General features: G+C 59.6%; 15 protein-coding genes. All 15 read right to left on the reverse strand.

Going from position 1 to position 17090, the window contains the following annotated elements:
- Positions 1–42: 42 nt before the first annotated feature.
- On the reverse strand, positions 43–1683 hold the full coding sequence (locus D8U82_RS28120) for a hypothetical protein (protein ID WP_177434134.1): 1641 nt from the start codon (positions 1681–1683) through the stop codon (positions 43–45).
- A gap of 208 nt (positions 1684–1891) precedes the next feature.
- A complete protein-coding gene (locus tag D8U82_RS14375) occupies positions 1892–2287 on the reverse strand; it encodes a DUF2802 domain-containing protein (RefSeq protein WP_016771049.1) in 396 nt (131 codons plus the stop codon).
- Position 2288: 1 nt separating this feature from the next.
- Entirely contained in the window at positions 2289–2774 is a 486-nt protein-coding gene (locus D8U82_RS14380) for a chemotaxis protein CheW (protein WP_016771050.1), read from the reverse strand.
- 90 nt (positions 2775–2864) lie between these two features.
- Positions 2865–3818, reverse strand: a complete 954-nt coding sequence (locus tag D8U82_RS14385) for a CheW domain-containing protein (protein ID WP_130902402.1) — start codon at positions 3816–3818, stop codon at positions 2865–2867.
- 90 nt (positions 3819–3908) lie between these two features.
- Entirely contained in the window at positions 3909–4697 is a 789-nt protein-coding gene (locus D8U82_RS14390) for a ParA family protein (protein ID WP_130902403.1), read from the reverse strand.
- 43 nt (positions 4698–4740) lie between these two features.
- Entirely contained in the window at positions 4741–5631 is an 891-nt protein-coding gene (motD, locus tag D8U82_RS14395) for a flagellar motor protein MotD (RefSeq protein WP_016771054.1), read from the reverse strand.
- Between the two features lie 12 nt (positions 5632–5643).
- Positions 5644–6384, reverse strand: a complete 741-nt coding sequence (locus D8U82_RS14400; RefSeq protein ID WP_016771055.1) for a flagellar motor protein — start codon at positions 6382–6384, stop codon at positions 5644–5646.
- Entirely contained in the window at positions 6384–7529 is a 1146-nt protein-coding gene (locus tag D8U82_RS14405; protein WP_056783833.1) for a chemotaxis response regulator protein-glutamate methylesterase, read from the reverse strand. Before D8U82_RS14405 ends, D8U82_RS14400 begins: the two co-directional genes overlap by 1 nt.
- Positions 7530–7578: 49 nt before the next feature.
- Entirely contained in the window at positions 7579–9849 is a 2271-nt protein-coding gene (locus D8U82_RS14410; protein WP_130902404.1) for a chemotaxis protein CheA, read from the reverse strand.
- A 53-nt stretch (positions 9850–9902) separates the two neighbouring features.
- The gene (locus D8U82_RS14415; RefSeq protein WP_042607546.1) at positions 9903–10691 is read right to left on the reverse strand and encodes a protein phosphatase CheZ; all 789 of its coding nucleotides are present in this window, start codon (positions 10689–10691) and stop codon (positions 9903–9905) included.
- Positions 10692–10709: 18 nt separating this feature from the next.
- The gene (locus D8U82_RS14420; protein ID WP_024012118.1) at positions 10710–11081 is read right to left on the reverse strand and encodes a chemotaxis response regulator CheY; all 372 of its coding nucleotides are present in this window, start codon (positions 11079–11081) and stop codon (positions 10710–10712) included.
- Positions 11082–11248: 167 nt separating this feature from the next.
- Positions 11249–11989 carry an RNA polymerase sigma factor FliA gene (fliA, locus tag D8U82_RS14425; protein ID WP_016771059.1) on the reverse strand — a complete coding sequence of 247 codons (741 nt, stop codon included), beginning with the start codon at positions 11987–11989 and terminating at the stop codon, positions 11249–11251.
- Positions 11986–12816, reverse strand: a complete 831-nt coding sequence (fleN, locus tag D8U82_RS14430; RefSeq protein WP_016771060.1) for a flagellar synthesis regulator FleN — start codon at positions 12814–12816, stop codon at positions 11986–11988. The genes fliA and fleN overlap by 4 nt, the downstream gene beginning before the upstream one ends.
- Positions 12817–12932: 116 nt before the next feature.
- Positions 12933–14273: a flagellar biosynthesis protein FlhF gene (gene flhF, locus D8U82_RS14435; protein ID WP_024012117.1), complete on the reverse strand. Its 1341-nt coding sequence runs from the start codon at positions 14271–14273 to the stop codon at positions 12933–12935.
- Between the two features lie 11 nt (positions 14274–14284).
- Positions 14285–16414, reverse strand: coding sequence for a flagellar biosynthesis protein FlhA (gene flhA / locus D8U82_RS14440; protein WP_016771062.1), 2130 nt, complete (start codon positions 16412–16414; stop codon positions 14285–14287).
- Positions 16415–17090 lie beyond the last annotated feature (676 nt).

A 17090-nucleotide genomic window follows, 5' to 3' on the forward strand; every position in this document is an offset into this window, starting at 1 on the left:
CAACACTTTAAAAGCCGGTAAACCATAAAGTTTTTTCGAAGCTTACTTCCAGATTTCCGACTGCTCATCCTCATGAAAACTGAATGCAGTCGGCGAGCCATCGATCAAAGTAACCCGTATAACCGGCAACAAGCCCCCTGTAACATTAAAATAATCTTGCTGCGCATATTTCGCCCCCTCCACCCCTACTGCACGAGATTGGTTAAACAGGTAAAAAAAAGCCGCAATAGGTAATTGCGCAGGTATCCCCTCCGGCCAAGTTCTCAACATCACTTCATTATGGTATGGCCGCTCTTCCGCTGGCCGCTCGAAATTATTCCGAGCTTGTAGACTTAACGCGAACTGACTCTTATCAGCTGCAAAACCGCATTGATTCCTATTTCTTTGAGAAAAATAACCTGACCCACCCACTGAACGATAATGGACTTTCCATTGTTCAATTGTCGTCACGCCCACTTGTGGACATGAACGACTGGTTTGCGGGTAGTAATCATTCGGGCCACATCCCCTATCGGTTGGCCGACTAAATGTATTCGCATCAGATGGATACGAACATAACAGGGGCGTGGAATAACTACCCAATTTCTCGGCAGTATCAAAATCCTTGAAAATAAACCCTTGAGTTTCGCCCCACACCAGAGTTTCGATGCCTAAATCCTTTCGAAAATAGGAGAACGACACGCCGCCTGTTTTTATCGAGTGTGGACTCGGGTCCCAAGCATGGTATTTAGGACTAGTGCCGGTCACCCTCATAATCACACCACTGCAATAGTAAGCAGCCCGGCCTCCACAGTCGTTTGCTACGTTGGCATATTTATTGTTCAAACGTTCGGCTGCCGATTGACCGAACACCTGATCAGTAGTCGAGTAGCTGAATACATTTGCATTCACTGCTGTGAGGTTCAGTCTCACGATTGGTACATACAGCGATGTTTCTAAATAGTATTCCCGTTGAAATCTCTGTGCATCTGCCAACTTTTCCGGCGCTGAGCTTTCATAAAACAGCGCCTCTAATGGCAGCTTTTCCGGTCTACTTCTGTCCCACGTCTCTATCAGGACTTCAGTAGGTTTAGTCGTCCAAGCCGCGCTCACCAATTTGTGAGCTTCCAGAGTAGCCTTGAACTGGACCGCAACCACAGTGCTCAAAGAACATTGATTCTTGGGCAGCGAACCATGCTCCTGAAAGTTTTTCAGCCATGCCCCTGCTGTTGTAGCCGGTACCGCGAGCTTGGCGCAATTGGCCAGATCCACATTCAGTAGCGCCGATTTAGGCGCAAACCCACATCCATGCTCGGCGCGAGCATCAAGTGATTCAGTCGGGAAAGGATATATGCAGCGCAGATTCAGTGCCTTGTCGTCAACTAGAGCTGACGTTTGATCTTTCAGGATGAACCCGCTTTTTCTGTTTCCGTTCAACGTCGTACTGCCCACATCCGAGCGGATATAAGTAAACGCAACAGAACCGAGGGTTGTCGCCTTGAATCCGTAATCCCAGAACTCGAAACTCGTACTGTAATCCACCGCCCGCAGAAGAACACCGGAGCAATAGTAGGCAGGTGTTCCGTTTGAACACTGCGATACAGTGCTTTTGTATCGGGCATTCATATCCGTCACCAACGCCTGACCAGACATGGCGTTAACAGTGGCGGAAAAAACCAAAGGCAATAGCAGTATAAGTTTCATATTCATACCCGGATGAAATTGAATTAATTTCGAGTATGTTGAGCATGGAACATCGTTATCTACTGTAAGATCTGACAGTCCCGACAGGCGGTACTTTATGCGCAAATGAAAAGATCGCAGCCTTCGGCAACACCTACATGAGATTTTTGTAGGCGCTACCGAAGGCTGCGATCTTTTGGTCTAGCTTGCCGCTCGAAGCCTGAAGCTCCTAGCTGCCCTTGTGCAACTTGCGCATCAACTCCGCTTCAGCCTGGGTCAACCCGCACGACTGAGTCAGTTCATCGACGCTGGCGCCCATGCCTACCAGTTTCGCCGCCTGGGCGAATGACAGGCTCGACGGGTCGCGTTGTTCCAGGGCAACGATCTTGTCCGGCAACGGGCTTACCACCGCGCGCAACTCGTGCAGGGCCTCGCCCATGCGCACGTTGCCGTTCTGGTAATCGTCGACGCGTTTGGCCAGTTCCTTGATGCGCTGATCACGCAGCGCATCACCCTGGGCCTGCTGTGCAGCGATCACTCGCTGCGCCTTGATGTACGAGACGAACATCGCCAGCGTGCCGGCCCAGAACAGGAACAGAACAATTACCGCAACCTCGAGAATCAAATCAGATGCTCTCCAGTTCCGACCATTCTTCTTCGCTCATCATCTTGTCCAGCTCGACCAGAATCAGCAGTTCGTTGTTCTTGTTGCACACGCCCTGGATGAACTTGGCCGACTCTTCGTTACCGACGTTCGGTGCGGTTTCGATTTCCGACTGACGCAGGTAAACCACTTCGGCGACGCTGTCGACCATGATGCCGACGACTTGCTTGTCGGCTTCGATGATGACGATACGGGTGTTGTCGCTGATCTCGCCGCTGTGCAGGCCGAAGCGCTGACGGGTGTCGATCACGGTGACCACGTTGCCGCGCAGGTTGATGATGCCCAGCACGTAGCTCGGTGCACCCGGCACCGGCGCGATCTCGGTGTAGCGCAGCACTTCCTGCACGCGCATCACGTTGATGCCGTAGGTTTCGTTATCCAGTTTGAAGGTCACCCATTGCAGGATCGGATCTTCAGAACCTTTTGCATTCGACGCCTGACTACTCATACCCTGACCCCTCGAAAAAACCGCCCCGGGCGGTGTGTGTTCTGTGTGGTGGCACTGGAAAATGCCATCGCCTGATTGTTATGTCGGCTGCTATGTCGGTTTATGTAGCGGCTTGTTGCCACTCAAGTGCTTTGCCCCGCCGCTGGCGATCAACTCGGCCAGCGCGGATACGTCAAGCAATGCACACATGTGCTCGATCACGGTGCCGGCGAGCCATGGCCGCTGACCCCGGTGACTTCTCCATTTGATTTCATTCGGGTCCAGGCGCAACGAGCGGCTGACCTGATGCACCGCCAGCCCCCACTCGTAACCTTGTACCGAAATCACGTATTGCAGGCCCTGCCGAAAGTCATCGCGATAACGATCCGGCATGACCCAGCGCGCGGTGTCCAAGACTTTCAAATTACCGGCCTGGCTCGGCAGAATGCCGAGGAACCACTCCGGCTGGCCAAACAGCGGCGTCAGCTCGTGGCCGGCCAGCGAATAGATCGAGCCAAGGCACACCAGCGGCACCGCCAGGGTCAACCCGGCAACATCGAACAGCAAGCATTCGAAGGCTTCGGCAGCCCAGGCCGGACGGCCATCGGGCTCGACCGGTGGCGGCGGGTTGTTCGGCGGCAGATGCACTTCGACCAGCGGCGGGACCAGCACCTGCGGCTCAGCAATCTGCGGCGCGGGTTCTGGCTCCGGTTCGGGTTCCGGCACGGTCAATAATTGTGTTTGCAGCAGCGGCGCCAGTGTCGACAGTGGCGCACGCGGTTCATCGATCAGCGCCACCGGTGCTTTGGCCACCGGGGCAGCAGCGGGCGCGGCGACCGGGCCGGCAGATTTCTGCGCGTCACGGGCCTGCTCTTCCAGCACCGCGGCCTGGAACTCGTCCATGGCCTCGGTGCTTTCCACCACATCAGGCTGCGCCGGTTCGACGACTGGCGGCAGCGCTTCGACCGGCGCAGGCAAGTCCTCGGGCAAGTCGAGCAGCAGGTCTTCCAGATAGGACTGCAAGGCCTGTTGCGGACGTGACGTGAGTTTCACTGGGCGGTTCATCGGTGATCAGCGCCTGACAGGGAAACCGCGTTGTCTGCTTCGCGAGCAGGCTCGCTCCCACAGGGTTCGGGCAAACAGATCGAAATCATCTCAGGCCACCTGCGGAACAAGTTGCTGCGCGAGCAGGTGCTTGAGCAGCGCGCGGTAGGCCAGCACGCCACGGCTCTTGCCGTCGAATTGCGAAGGCGTGACGCCCGCCCGGCTGGCGTCGCGCAGACGGGTATCGACCGGGATGTAGCCGTGCCAGATGTCGTCGGGGAATTTGTCACGCAGCACGCGCAAGGTGCCCATCGACGCCTGCGTGCGGCGGTCAAACAGGGTCGGCACGATGCTGAACGGCAACGGCTGTTTGCGCGAGCGATTGATCATCGCCAGGGTGTTGACCATGCGCTCCAGACCTTTCACGGCGAGGTGCTCGGTCTGCACCGGGATCACCAATTGCTGGCTCGCCGCGAGGGCGTTGACCATCAGCACACCGAGCAACGGCGGGCTGTCGATGATCGCGTAATCGAAGTCCTGCCACAGTTGCGCCAGACTCTTGGCGATCACCAGACCCAAGCCACTCTGCCCCGGCGACTGGCGCTCAAGGGTGGCCAGTGCGGTGCTCGATGGCAGCAGGGAAATGCGTTCGTCGCTGGTCGACAACAGCAACTGCCCCGGCAGGCCGTGCGGCACGCTGCCCTTGTGCAGAAACAGGTCGTAGTTGCTGTGTTCCAGGCTGTCGGGGTCGTAGCCGAAATAGCTGGTCATCGAGCCGTGCGGGTCGAGATCGACCACAACCACGCGCTTGCCCGCCTCGGCCAGCAATCCGGCTAAAGCGATGGAGGATGTGGTTTTACCGACACCACCCTTTTGATTGGCGACTGCCCAGACTCTCATTCAGTTCGTTCCTCCCGGCCAGGTTGATTGACCGAGACATGCTTCAGCGTGTTAATGCGGGCGACGGAGAATTGACGGCACTCTCGCGTCCCGGCGTCTTGACCGGGGTCGGTGCAGTTTGTGTGCCAGCGCGCTTCAACGCCGCGTCCGGTTGCGCATTGGCGGTTCCGGTGCCCGTCAGGCTGCGGCGCACATCGAGATTGCGCGACACCACCAGCACCACACGACGGTTCTTCGCCCGGCCTTCGACCGTGGCGTTGTTGGCCACTGGCTGGAATTCGCCGTAGCCCACCGACGCCAGTCGCCCAGGGTTCACGCCCTGCATGGCGAGCATCCGCACGATGCTCGCCGAACGCGCCGAAGACAGTTCCCAGTTGGTCGGGTACTGCGCGGTGCGGATCGGTTGATCGTCGGTGAAGCCTTCGACGTGGATCGGGTTGTCGAACGGTTTGAGGATGGCCGCGACCTTGTCGATGATGTTGAACGCGATGTCGCTCGGCATGGCGTCGCCGCTGCCAAACAACAGGCTGGAATTGAGCTCGATCTCGACCCACAACTCGTTGCCGCGCACGGTCATCTGGTTGGAGCTGATCAAATCACCGAAGGCGGCGCTGATGTCATCGGCGATGCTTTTCAGCGGGTCGCTGGCCCCGGAAATACCGGCGTCGACCTGCTCGGCATCCTTGACCAGCGGCTTGGCCGGGGTCACGGTTTTCGGTCGTTCGTCGCCGATCGGAATCGGTTTGAGCGAGCGATCGGAGTCGGTAAACACGCCGATCAGCGCTTCGGAAATGACTTTGTACTTGCCTTCGTTGATCGACGAGATCGAGTACATCACCACGAAAAACGCGAACAGCAAAGTGATGAAATCCGCGTAGGACACGAGCCAGCGCTCGTGATTGACGTGTTCTTCCTGGTGGCGACGACGAGCCATGAGGTTATTCCCTTAATCCATGAAGCCTTGCAGCTTCAACTCAATGGAACGAGGGTTTTCACCTTCGGCGATCGACAGAATTCCTTCCAGCAACATTTCGCGATAACGCGACTGCCGCAACGCGATGGACTTGAGCTTCGCCGCGACCGGCAAGAGGATCAGGTTGGCACTGGCCACGCCATAGATGGTCGCGACGAACGCCACGGCAATGCCGTTACCCAGTTGCGACGGATCGGCGAGGTTGCCCATCACGTGAATCAGGCCCATCACCGCACCGATGATGCCGATGGTCGGCGCGTAGCCGCCCATGCTTTCGAACACCTTGGCCGCTTCGATATCGCGGGATTCCTGAGTGTAGAAATCCACTTCGAGAATGCTGCGAATCGCCTCCGGCTCGGCGCCGTCGACCAGCAGTTGCAGACCTTTGCGCGAGTAGCTGTCAGGTTCGGCGTCGGCCACGCCTTCGAGGCCGAGCAAGCCTTCCTTGCGCGCCGTAAGGCTCCAATTGACCACGCGGTCGATGCCGCCGGCCAGGTCGACACGCGGTGGAAAGAAGATCCAGCCGAGAATCTGCATAGCGCGCTTGAACGCGCTCATCGGCGATTGCAGCAGCGCAGCACCGACCGTGCCGCCCAGCACGATCAGCGCTGCCGGGCCGTTGGCCAGCGCGCCGAGGTGGCCGCCTTCAAGGTAGTTGCCGCCGATGATGGCGACGAACGCCATGATGAGGCCGATAAGGCTGAGAACATCCATCAGATACACGCCTCGACGATGTGCTTGCCGATGTCGTCCAGACCATACACGGCGTCAGCCAGATCGGCTTTGACGATGGCCATCGGCATGCCGTAGATCACGCAGCTTGCTTCGTCCTGCGCCCACACCGAACTGCCGCCCTGCTTGAGCAGACGCGCGCCTTCGCGGCCGTCGGCGCCCATGCCGGTCAGCACCACTGCCAGAACTTTGTCGCCGTAGGACTTGGCTGCAGAACCGAAAGTGATGTCCACGCACGGCTTGTAATTCAGACGTTCGTCACCCGGCAAAATCTTCACCGCGCCACGGCCGTCGATCATCATCTGCTTGCCACCCGGCGCCAGCAGCGCCAGGCCCGGACGCAGGATGTCGCCATCCTCGGCTTCCTTGACGCTGATGCGGCAGAGTTTGTCGAGACGTTCGGCAAACGCTTTGGTGAACGCCGCCGGCATGTGCTGGATCAACACGATCGGCGCCGGGAAGTTCGCCGGCAACTGCGTCAGTACGCGTTGCAGCGCAACCGGGCCGCCAGTCGAAGTACCGATGGCTACCAGTTTGTAGGCTTTGCGTTTCGGTGCTGGCGACGAAGCGCTGGCAGCGGATGCGCGAGCAGGCGCTGGCGCGGGCGCCGGACGTGCCGGGACAGGGCTGCTGTGGCTCGTGTGGCTGCCGTAGCTCGACGCTGCCGGAGCAGGCGTCGGCGCTGGCGCAGCGGCGGGAGCCGGCGCGCTGTAGGCACTGAAACGACGATTGCTGCGCGAGATGCTGTGGACTTTCTCGCACAGCAGTTGCTTGACCTTCTCAGGGTTGCGCGAGATGTCTTCGAAATTCTTCGGCAGGAAATCCACCGCGCCGGCGTCCAGCGCATCGAGGGTTACCCGCGCGCCTTCGTGGGTCAGCGAGGAGAACATCAACACCGGGGTCGGGCAGCGTTGCATGATGTGCCGCACTGCCGTGATGCCGTCCATCATCGGCATCTCGTAGTCCATGGTGATCACGTCAGGCTTGAGGGCCATGGCCTGATCGATCGCCTCTTTACCGTTGGTGGCCGTGCCGACCACCTGGATGCTCGGATCCGCCGAAAGAATTTCCGAGACGCGGCGGCGGAAAAAACCCGAATCGTCCACCACCAGGACTTTGACTGCCATAAACACTCCATTAGGTGCAGCGGCGCGTCATCGCGCCGCCGCCCCGGATTCAAATACGCTTTGTGGCGTAACGCTTGAGCATGCTTGGAACATCGAGAATCAGCGCAATGCGGCCGTCACCGGTGATGGTGGCGCCGGACATGCCCGGAGTTCCCTGGAGCATTTTGCCCAATGGCTTGATGACCACTTCTTCCTGGCCGACCAGCTGATCGACGACGAAGCCGATCCGCTGTGTGCCCACCGAAAGAATCACCACATGGCCTTCGCGCTGCTCTTCGTGAGCGGCGGAGCTGACCAGCCAGCGCTTGAGGTAGAACAATGGCAGCGCCTTGTCGCGCACGATCACCACCTCCTGACCGTCGACGACATTGGTGGTCGACAGGTCGAGGTGGAAGATTTCGTTGACGTTGACCAGCGGGAACGCGAACGCCTGATTGCCGAGCATGACCATCAGCGTCGGCATGATCGCCAGGGTCAGCGGCACCTTGATGACGATCTTCGAGCCCTGGCCCTTGGTCGAGTAGATGTTGATCGAACCGTTGAGCTGGGAAATCTTGGTCTTCACCACGTCCATGCCGACACCACGGCCGGACACGTCGGAGATCTCGGTCTTGGTCGAGAAACCCGGGGCGAAGATCAGGTTGTAGCACTCGGTATCGCTCAGGCGATCGGCCGCGTCCTTGTCCATCACACCGCGTTTTACCGCGATCGAACGCAGGACGTTCGGGTCCATGCCTTTGCCGTCGTCGGAGATCGACAGCAGGATATGGTCGCCTTCCTGCTCGGCCGCCAGCACCACGCGACCGCCACGAGCCTTGCCCGATGCTTCGCGTTCTTCCGGCGACTCGATGCCGTGGTCGACAGCGTTGCGCACCAAGTGGACCAGCGGGTCGGCAAGAGCCTCGACAAGGTTTTTGTCGAGGTCGGTTTCTTCACCCACCAGTTCCAGGTTGATTTCTTTCTTGAGCTGACGTGCGAGGTCGCGAACCAGACGCGGGAAGCGCCCGAAGACCTTCTTGATCGGCTGCATCCGCGTCTTCATCACGGCGGTCTGCAGGTCAGCGGTGACCACGTCGAGGTTCGACACGGCCTTGGACATGGCTTCGTCGCCGCTGTTGAGGCCCAGGCGCACCAGACGGTTACGCACCAGCACCAGCTCGCCGACCATGTTCATGATCTCGTCGAGCCGCGCGGTATCGACGCGCACGGTGGTTTCCGCTTCGCTGGCCGGTTTTTCCGCCGGAGCAGCGGCTGGGGCACGGGCCGCAGCCGGTGCAGCAGCGGCGGCCGGTTTCGGCGCCTCGGCTTTCGGTTCAGGCTTGGCGGCAGGTTTCGGCGCAGCAGCGGCAGCCGGAGCTTTCGCCGCTGGCGTGGCGACGCTCGACGCAGAGCCGGCAGTCGCAGCGCTGGCGTCAAACTTGCCTTTGCCGTGCAATTCGTCGAGCAGCGATTCGAATTCGTGATCGCTGATCAGATCACTGCCGGCCGCAGCGGCTGCCGGTGCAGCAGGTGCGGCCGGGGCCGAAGCGATGGCCGATTCCAGCGCGTCAACGGCGAAGTTGCCCTTGCCGTGCAACTGATCGAGCAAGGCTTCGAATTCGTCGTCGGTGATGTCCGAGCTGTCGCCCGCAGCAGGTGCGGCCGGCGCTGCTGGTGCCGCCGGAGCGACAGCATCGACAGCAAACTGGCCTTTGCCGTGCAGTTGATCGAGCAGCGATTCAAATTCGGCGTCGGTGATTTCATCGCTGGCCGCCGTGTCGGCAACCTGCGCGGGCGCCACAGCAGCGGCCGGGGCCTCGGCCTGGGCCTTGACGGCATTCAGCGAGTCCAGCAGTTGTTCGAATTCGTTATCGGTGATGTCGTCCGATGCGCTTTCGGCGACCGGTTCTTCCACCACTTCCACTGGCGCGGCAACGGCTTCATCCGCCGATTGCGGCTCGGCCAGACGCGCCAGCGCGGCCAGCAGTTCCGGCGTGGCAGCGGTGATCGGTGCACGTTCACGGACTTCGCTGAACATGCTGTTCACCGCGTCCAGTGCTTCGAGCACCACGTCCATCAGTTCTGCATCAACGCGACGCTCACCCTTGCGCAGGATGTCGAACACGTTTTCGGCGATGTGACAGCACTCCACCAGCTCATTGAGCTGAAGGAAGCCGGCGCCCCCTTTTACAGTGTGGAAACCGCGAAAAATTGCATTGAGCAGATCTGCATCATCCGGGCGGCTTTCCAGCTCGACCAGTTGTTCGGACAGTTGCTCAAGAATCTCGCCGGCCTCAACCAGGAAATCCTGAAGGATCTCTTCATCGGCGCCGAAGCTCATTAATGGGGTGCTCCTACAGGTCTAAAAACCCAAAAAACCCGAATTCCGAAACTCTAGAATCCAAGGCTGGATAACAAATCGTCCACATCGTCCTGACCGGACACAACGTCTTCTCGTTTATCGGCATGAATCTGCGGACCTTCACCCTGCGAGAGATGTTTTTGTGGATCTTTTTCAGCAAGCATTGCGGCGCGGTCATGTTCGATGCCCGCAAAGCGGTCGACCTGACTGGCCATGAGCACGAGTTTGAGCAGATTGCTTTCGACTTCGGTGACCAGTTGGGTCACACGCTTGATCACTTGACCTGTGAGGTCCTGGTAATCCTGAGCCAGCAGGATGTCGTTGAGGTTGCTCGACACCGCACGGTTGTCCGTGCTGCTGCGTGACAGAAAACCGTCGACCCGGCGCGCCAGTTCGCGGAACTCTTCAGCCCCGACCTCGCGACGCATGAAGCGGCCCCAATCGGCGCTCAACGTCTGCGCTTCATCAGCGAGACTGTTGACCACCGGCGTGGCGCTTTCCACCAGATCCATGGTGCGGTTGGCCGCGGCTTCCGTCAGCTTGACCACATAGCCCAGGCGTTCGGTGGCGTCGGTGATTTGCGACACTTCCTCGGCCTGCGGCATGTGCGGATCAATCTGGAAATTGACGATCGCACTGTGCAGTTCACGTGTGAGCTTGCCCACTTCCTGATACAGGCCGCGGTCACGGGTCTGATTGAGCTCATGGATCAGTTGCACCGCGTCGCCGAACCTGCCTTTTTCAAGGCTCTCGACCAGTTCGACCGCGTGTTTTTTCAGGGTCGATTCGAAATCGCCCTGTGATGATTCGTTATGCTCCATAGCTCCCCCGCGCATTCATCAGCCGATGCGTTCGAAAATCTTCTCGATTTTGTCTTTCAACGCTTGAGCCGTGAAAGGTTTGACCACGTAACCGTTCACACCGGCCTGGGCGGCCTCGATGATCTGCTCGCGCTTGGCTTCAGCAGTCACCATCAACACCGGGAGGTGCTTGAGTTTTTCATCGGCGCGCACGTGACGCAGCAGGTCGATACCGGTCATGCCCGGCATGTTCCAGTCCGTTACCAGAAAGTCGATGCTGCCGCTGTTGAGCACCGGAATGGCAGTGGTGCCATCGTCGGCCTCGACGGTGTTGGTGAACCCAAGATCGCGCAGCAGGTTCTTGATGATCCGCCGCATCGTTGAGAAGTCATCAACGATGAGGATTTTCATGTCTTTGTTCAATTCGACCTCCAAGCAGTCTTAAACGCGCCCAGCACCTGGACGCGCCACTTCAATCAATCGGCGCAGCACTTAAAGTTTGTCTGGAGCACAACGGATCGAGACCGGCGCCGTTCATCACCGCACCAGCCTCGTTTCGCAGTGTCCCCACACTGCCTTCAGCGCGCTCGCCACTCCCCCAAACGCCCCCGCAGACGGGCCGCGCACTGGCTGTGTAACTGGCTGACCCGCGATTCACTGACGCCAAGGACTTCACCGATTTCCTTGAGGTTCAGCTCTTCGTCGTAGTACAGCGCCAACACCAGTCGCTCACGCTCCGGCAAATTGGCAATCGCGTCCGCCAGCGCCGCCTGGAAGCGTTCATCTTCCAGATCGCGTGACGGCTCCATATGAGCACTCGCGCCATCCTCGTGCAGCCCTTCGTGTTCGCCGTCCTGCAACAGGTCGTCGAAACTGAACAGGCGACTGCCCAAGGTGTCATTCAGAATCCCGTAGTAATCGTCGAGACTCAATTGGAGTTCGGCCGCAACCTCGTGATCTTTAGCGTCACGGCCGGTTTTAGCTTCAATCGAGCGAATCGCGTCGCTGACCATCCTGGTATTACGGTGAACCGAGCGTGGCGCCCAATCCCCTTTGCGCACTTCATCGAGCATCGCGCCGCGGATTCGAATGCCCGCGTACGTTTCGAAACTGGCGCCTTTGCTGGCGTCGTATTTGGTCGAGACTTCGAGCAAACCGATCATCCCGGCCTGGATCAGGTCTTCGACCTGCACGCTGGCCGGCAGGCGCGCCAGCAAGTGATAGGCAATGCGCTTGACCAGTGGCGCGTAGCGCTCGATCAATTCGTATTGCGCGTCACGCGCCGACTTTTTGTAAAGATTCATGCCACTGGCGGTCATATCACAGGCCCTGCGGTTTGCTGCACGAGACGCTCGACGAAAAATTCCAGATGCCCGCGCGGGTTGGCCGGCAGCGGCCAGGTGTCGACCTTCTGGGCGATGGCCTTGAAGGCCAGCGCGCACTTGGAACGGGGAAAGGCTTCGTAGACGGCGCGCTGCTTCTGCACTGCCTTGCGCACGCTTTCGTCGTACGGCACGGCGCCGACGTATTGTAGGGCGACGTCGAGGAAGCGATCGGTGACCTTGGTCAACTTGGCGAACAGGTTGCGCCCTTCCTGCGGGCTCTGCGCCATGTTGGCCAGCACGCGGAAGCGGTTCATGCCGTAGTCGCGGTTGAGCAACTTGATCAGCGCGTAAGCGTCGGTGATCGAAGTCGGCTCGTCGCAGACCACCAGCAACACCTCTTGCGCGGCGCGTACGAAACTGACTACCGAGTCACCAATACCCGCAGCGGTGTCGATCACCAGCACGTCGAGATTGTCGCCGATGTCGCTGAACGCCTGGATCAGGCCGGCGTGTTGCGCCGGGCTCAGGTGCACCATGCTCTGCGTGCCGGAGGCCGCCGGCACGATGCGAATCCCGCCCGGGCCTTGCAACAGCACGTCGCGCAGTTCGCAACGGCCTTCGATAACGTCGGCCAGTGTGCGCTTGGGTGTCAGCCCCAGCAGAACGTCGACGTTCGCCAGGCCCAGGTCGGCGTCCAGCAGCATGACCCGACGGCCAAGCTCTGCCAGCGCCAGCGACAAGTTCACTGACACGTTAGTCTTGCCGACGCCACCTTTGCCGCCGGTCACCGCGATCACCTGTACGGGATGCATGCTGCCCATGTTATTTCTTTACCTTGTCTTGCATAGACGGAGGCCACATTACTGGCTGCGCGTTCCTGATCGGAACAATGCGTGGCAGACCATCGATGTAGGTACAAAAACTGTTCATGATTACCTCAGCCAACCTGCTTGGTCGGGCTGTGATAGATATCAGCGAACATGTCAGCCATGGCTTCTTCGCTGGGTTCTTCCTGCATTTGCACGCTGACGGCGCGGCTGACCAGTTGATGACGGCGCGGCAGATGCAAATCATCCGGAATCCGTGGGCCATCGGTCAGATACGCGACCGGCAATTCATGACTGATCGCCAGGCTCAACACTTCGCCGAGACTGGCCGTTTCATCCAGTTTAGTCAGGATGCAGCCGGCCAGCCCGCAACGCTTGTAACTGTGATAAGCGGCGGTTAGAACCTGTTTCTGGCTGGTGGTTGCCAGGACCAGATAATTTTTTGAGCGAATGCCACGCCCGGCCAGGCTCTCAAGCTGCATGCGCAACGCCGGATCACTGGCTTGCAGCCCGGCAGTATCGATCAAAACCACGCGTTTGCGTAGCAGTGGATCCAATGCCTGCACCAGCGACTGACCTGGATCGACGTGCGTTACCGGCACGTTGAGGATGCGCCCGAGGGTTTTCAGTTGTTCCTGCGCGCCGATGCGGAAGCTGTCCATGCTCACCAGTGCAACGTTCTGCGCGCCGTACTTGAGCACGTAACGCGCGGCGAGCTTGGCCAGCGTGGTGGTCTTGCCCATGCCGGCGGGGCCAACCATGGCAATCACACCGCCCTCTTCCAGCGGCTCGACTTCCGGTACGGCAATCATCCGCGCCAGGTGCGCGAGCAGCATGCGCCAGGCCTGACGGGGTTCTTCGATATCGGTGATCATCGCCAACAGATCGCGCGACAGCGGGCCGGACAGGCCGATGCGCTGCAGACGGCGATACAGATTGGCCTGGGCCGGACGGCTGCCTTGCAACTGATTCCAGGCCAGGGTGCCGAGCTGCACTTCCATCAGCTCGCGCAGGCTGTTCAATTCAAAACGCATCGAATCCAGGGCACGCGGATCGACGCCCGCCGAGGCCTGCGCAGGCGCTGCGGCCGGGCGCGTCGGTGCGGCGTAGGTCGGCTCGCTCAGCGGCTCGGCAGCGGTCAGCGGCAGGCCTGCGGTCAACGGCAGCCCGGCGAACAACTGCTGATTGGTGTTGCCGTCGGCTTCGCCACGCAGGCTCAGCTCGGCCTGGGCGGTGACGATGCGCGACTGGGTCTTGCGCAGCTCGTCTTCGAGTTCCATGTTCGGAACCCGTGGCGCCAGCGCCGACAATTTGTAATCCAGAGCCGCCGTCAACTCGACGCCGCCGGCAATGCGGCGGTTGCCGATGATGGCGGCATCAGCGCCCAGCTCATCGCGAACCAGCTTCATGGCCTGACGCATATCGGCGGCGAAAAAACGCTTAACTTGCATAAACCACTACCTCAGCCGTTGGGCCCTACTGTCGCAACGATGGTCACTTGCTTGTTGTCCGGTACTTCCTGGTAGGCCAGTACATGCAGCCCTGGCACTGCGAGGCGGCCGAAGCGCGAGAGCATCGCGCGAATCGGGCCGGCTACCAGCAGGATCACCGGTTGGCCTTGCATTTCCTGACGCTGGGCCGCTTCGATCAACGAACGCTGCAGCTTCTCGGCCATGCTCGGCTCCAGCAGAACGCCCTCTTCCGAGCCTTGTCCTGCCTTCTGCAGACTATTGAGCAATATCTGTTCCAACCTTGGTTCCAATGTGATTACAGGCAGCTCGGACTCAGTGCCTACAATGCTTTGGACGATTGCACGGGATACGCCGACCCGCACAGCGGCGACCAGCGCGGCGGTATCTTGACTCTTGGCAGCGTTGTTCGCGATCGCCTCGGCGATGCTGCGGATGTCACGCACCGGCACGTGCTCAGCGAGCAGCGCTTGCAGAACTTTGAGCAACTGCGACAGCGAAACCACGCCCGGCACCAGCTCTTCCGCCAGTTTCGGCGAGCTCTTGGCCAGCAATTGCATAAGTTGCTGCACTTCCTCGTGGCCGATCAGCTCACTGGAGTGCTTGTACAGAATCTGGTTCAAGTGGGTGGCGACCACGGTGCTGGCGTCGACCACGGTGTAGCCGAGCGATTGCGCCTGGGCGCGCTGGCTGATTTCGATCCACACCGCCTCCAGGCCGAAAGCCGGATCTTTGGCGTTGATACCGTTGAGCGAGCCGTACACCTGGCCCGGGTTGATCGCCAGTTCGCGATCCGGGTAGATCTCGGCCTCGGCGAGGATCACGCCCATCAGCGTCAAGCGATACGCGCTCGGCGCCAGATCGAGGTTGTCGCGGATGTGCACGGTCGGCATCAGGAAGCCCAGATCCTGCGAGAGCTTCTTGCGCACGCCCTTGATCCGCGCAAGCAATTGCCCACCCTGATTGCGGTCCACCAGCGGAATCAGGCGGTAGCCGACTTCCAGGCCGATCATGTCGATCGGCGTAACGTCGTCCCAGCCCAGCTCTTTGGTTTCCATGGCGCGGGCCGGCGACGGCAGCAGTTCCTGCTGACGCTTGACCTCTTCCAGCGCCACAACCTTGGCGACGTTCTGCTTCTTCCAGAACAGGTACGCGCCGCCCGCAGCCAGCGCCGCCATGCTCAGGAAGGAGAAGTGCGGCATGCCTGGCACCAAGCCCATCACCGCCATCAAACCAGCGGCCACGGCCAGCGCTTTCGGCGAGGCGAACATCTGGCGGTTGATCTGCTTGCCCATGTCTTCCGAGCCGGAGGCACGGGTCACCATGATCGCCGCCGCTGTCGATAACAACAGTGATGGCAATTGCGCCACCAAACCGTCACCGATAGTCAACAAAGCGTAAACCTTGCCGGCATCGCCGAAGCTCATGCCGTGCTGGAAGATACCGACCGCCATACCGCCGATGAGGTTGATGAACAGAATCAGCAGGCCGGCGATGGCGTCACCGCGGACGAACTTGCTCGCACCGTCCATCGAACCGTAGAACTCCGCCTCCTGGGCGACTTCCTGACGGCGCGACTTGGCTTGATTCTGGTCGATCAGACCGGCGTTGAGGTCGGCGTCGATCGCCATTTGTTTGCCGGGCATCGCATCGAGGGTGAAACGCGCGCTCACCTCGGAAATCCGCCCGGCACCCTTGGTCACCACGACGAAGTTGATGATCATGAGGATCGCGAAGACCACGATACCGACCACGTAGTTACCGCCGATCACCACCTCACCGAAGGCCTGAATCACCTTACCGGCAGCGGCGTGGCCGTCCTGACCGTGGAGCATCACCACCCGCGTCGACGCCACGTTCAAGGCCAGCCGCAGCAGCGTCGCCACCAGCAGAATGGTCGGGAACACCGCGAAATCCAGCGGCCGCAGCGCATACACGCAGACCAGCAGGACGACGATCGACAGAGCGATGTTGAAGGTAAAGAAGACGTCGAGCAGGAACGGCGGTACTGGCAACATCATCATCGCCAGCATGACCAGCAGCAACAACGGCACGCCCAGATTGCCTCGACTGAGGTCGGCAACGTTGGTGCGTGCTGTATTGAATAACTGAGTGCGATCCACCGGTTTTCCCCGTTCCTTTAAAGCAAACTTTTGACGCCCCGAACGGGCGCAGGGCGGCTATTGCAAGAAGCTTTCCAACTTTTGCCAGGGAATGAAATAGAGCGGTTTTACTTGGGATTATCGGCTGATTGGGCTGACCCCTTCGCGAGCAGGCTCGCTCCCACCGTTTGAAATGCATTCCCAATCGGACATTTGGAATACGGCCGCTGTGGGAGCGAGCCTGCTCGCGAAAAGGCCATCGAATGCGGCGCATTTTTTCGATTTAAACGAAGCTGTTTAAAAGACACCTGCTGACACGGTCTCAAGGCTACAAATCCTTGCGCCATTGCCTACAGCCAAGCCAGAATCCGCCGGCTTGTGCACCTGGGGGCCGGGTTCTATTGTGGTCCGGTCGCTGAAGAATCAGCGATCGGGTTTAGCGACTCGGATCAACTCAGTGCATCAGCGATCATGGCTTCGTTGCGGGATTTGTCGCCCGCAATAACGTTATGGCGGCTGTATGCGGGAGACCTTCGGGTCTACCGGGGTGCCTGAGACCGGTTCGCTAACCTGCGTACAGCTGCCACCTTCACTTGTTTAGCGACAGGGGGAAAGTGGCTCCATAACCTCAGGAGCTTCACCATGATCAAACCAACACCCAACCCACCCGAAACCGATCCCACCTCCCCCTACGAAT

The sequence above is a fragment of the Pseudomonas sp. Sample_23 genome (assembly GCF_004307595.1).
In the GTDB taxonomy this organism is placed as follows: Bacteria; Pseudomonadota; Gammaproteobacteria; order Pseudomonadales; family Pseudomonadaceae; genus Aquipseudomonas; species Aquipseudomonas atacamensis.

Bases quoted from the DNA above. Each gene is read 5' to 3' on its own strand.
- D8U82_RS28120 (WP_177434134.1), bottom strand. From the start codon at position 1,683: ATGAAACTTATACTGCTATTGCCTTTGGTTTTTTCCGCCACTGTTAAC.
- D8U82_RS14380 (WP_016771050.1), bottom strand. From the start codon at position 2,774: ATGAGTAGTCAGGCGTCGAATGCAAAAGGTTCTGAAGATCCGATCCTG.
- D8U82_RS14385 (WP_130902402.1), bottom strand. From the start codon at position 3,818: ATGAACCGCCCAGTGAAACTCACGTCACGTCCGCAACAGGCCTTGCAG.
- D8U82_RS14390 (WP_130902403.1), bottom strand. From the start codon at position 4,697: ATGAGAGTCTGGGCAGTCGCCAATCAAAAGGGTGGTGTCGGTAAAACC.
- motD (WP_016771054.1), bottom strand. From the start codon at position 5,631: ATGGCTCGTCGTCGCCACCAGGAAGAACACGTCAATCACGAGCGCTGG.
- D8U82_RS14400 (WP_016771055.1), bottom strand. From the start codon at position 6,384: ATGGATGTTCTCAGCCTTATCGGCCTCATCATGGCGTTCGTCGCCATC.
- D8U82_RS14405 (WP_056783833.1), bottom strand. From the start codon at position 7,529: ATGGCAGTCAAAGTCCTGGTGGTGGACGATTCGGGTTTTTTCCGCCGC.
- D8U82_RS14410 (WP_130902404.1), bottom strand. From the start codon at position 9,849: ATGAGCTTCGGCGCCGATGAAGAGATCCTTCAGGATTTCCTGGTTGAG.
- D8U82_RS14415 (WP_042607546.1), bottom strand. From the start codon at position 10,691: ATGGAGCATAACGAATCATCACAGGGCGATTTCGAATCGACCCTGAAA.
- D8U82_RS14420 (WP_024012118.1), bottom strand. From the start codon at position 11,081: ATGAAAATCCTCATCGTTGATGACTTCTCAACGATGCGGCGGATCATC.
- fliA (WP_016771059.1), bottom strand. From the start codon at position 11,989: ATGACCGCCAGTGGCATGAATCTTTACAAAAAGTCGGCGCGTGACGCG.
- fleN (WP_016771060.1), bottom strand. From the start codon at position 12,816: ATGGGCAGCATGCATCCCGTACAGGTGATCGCGGTGACCGGCGGCAAA.
- flhF (WP_024012117.1), bottom strand. From the start codon at position 14,273: ATGCAAGTTAAGCGTTTTTTCGCCGCCGATATGCGTCAGGCCATGAAG.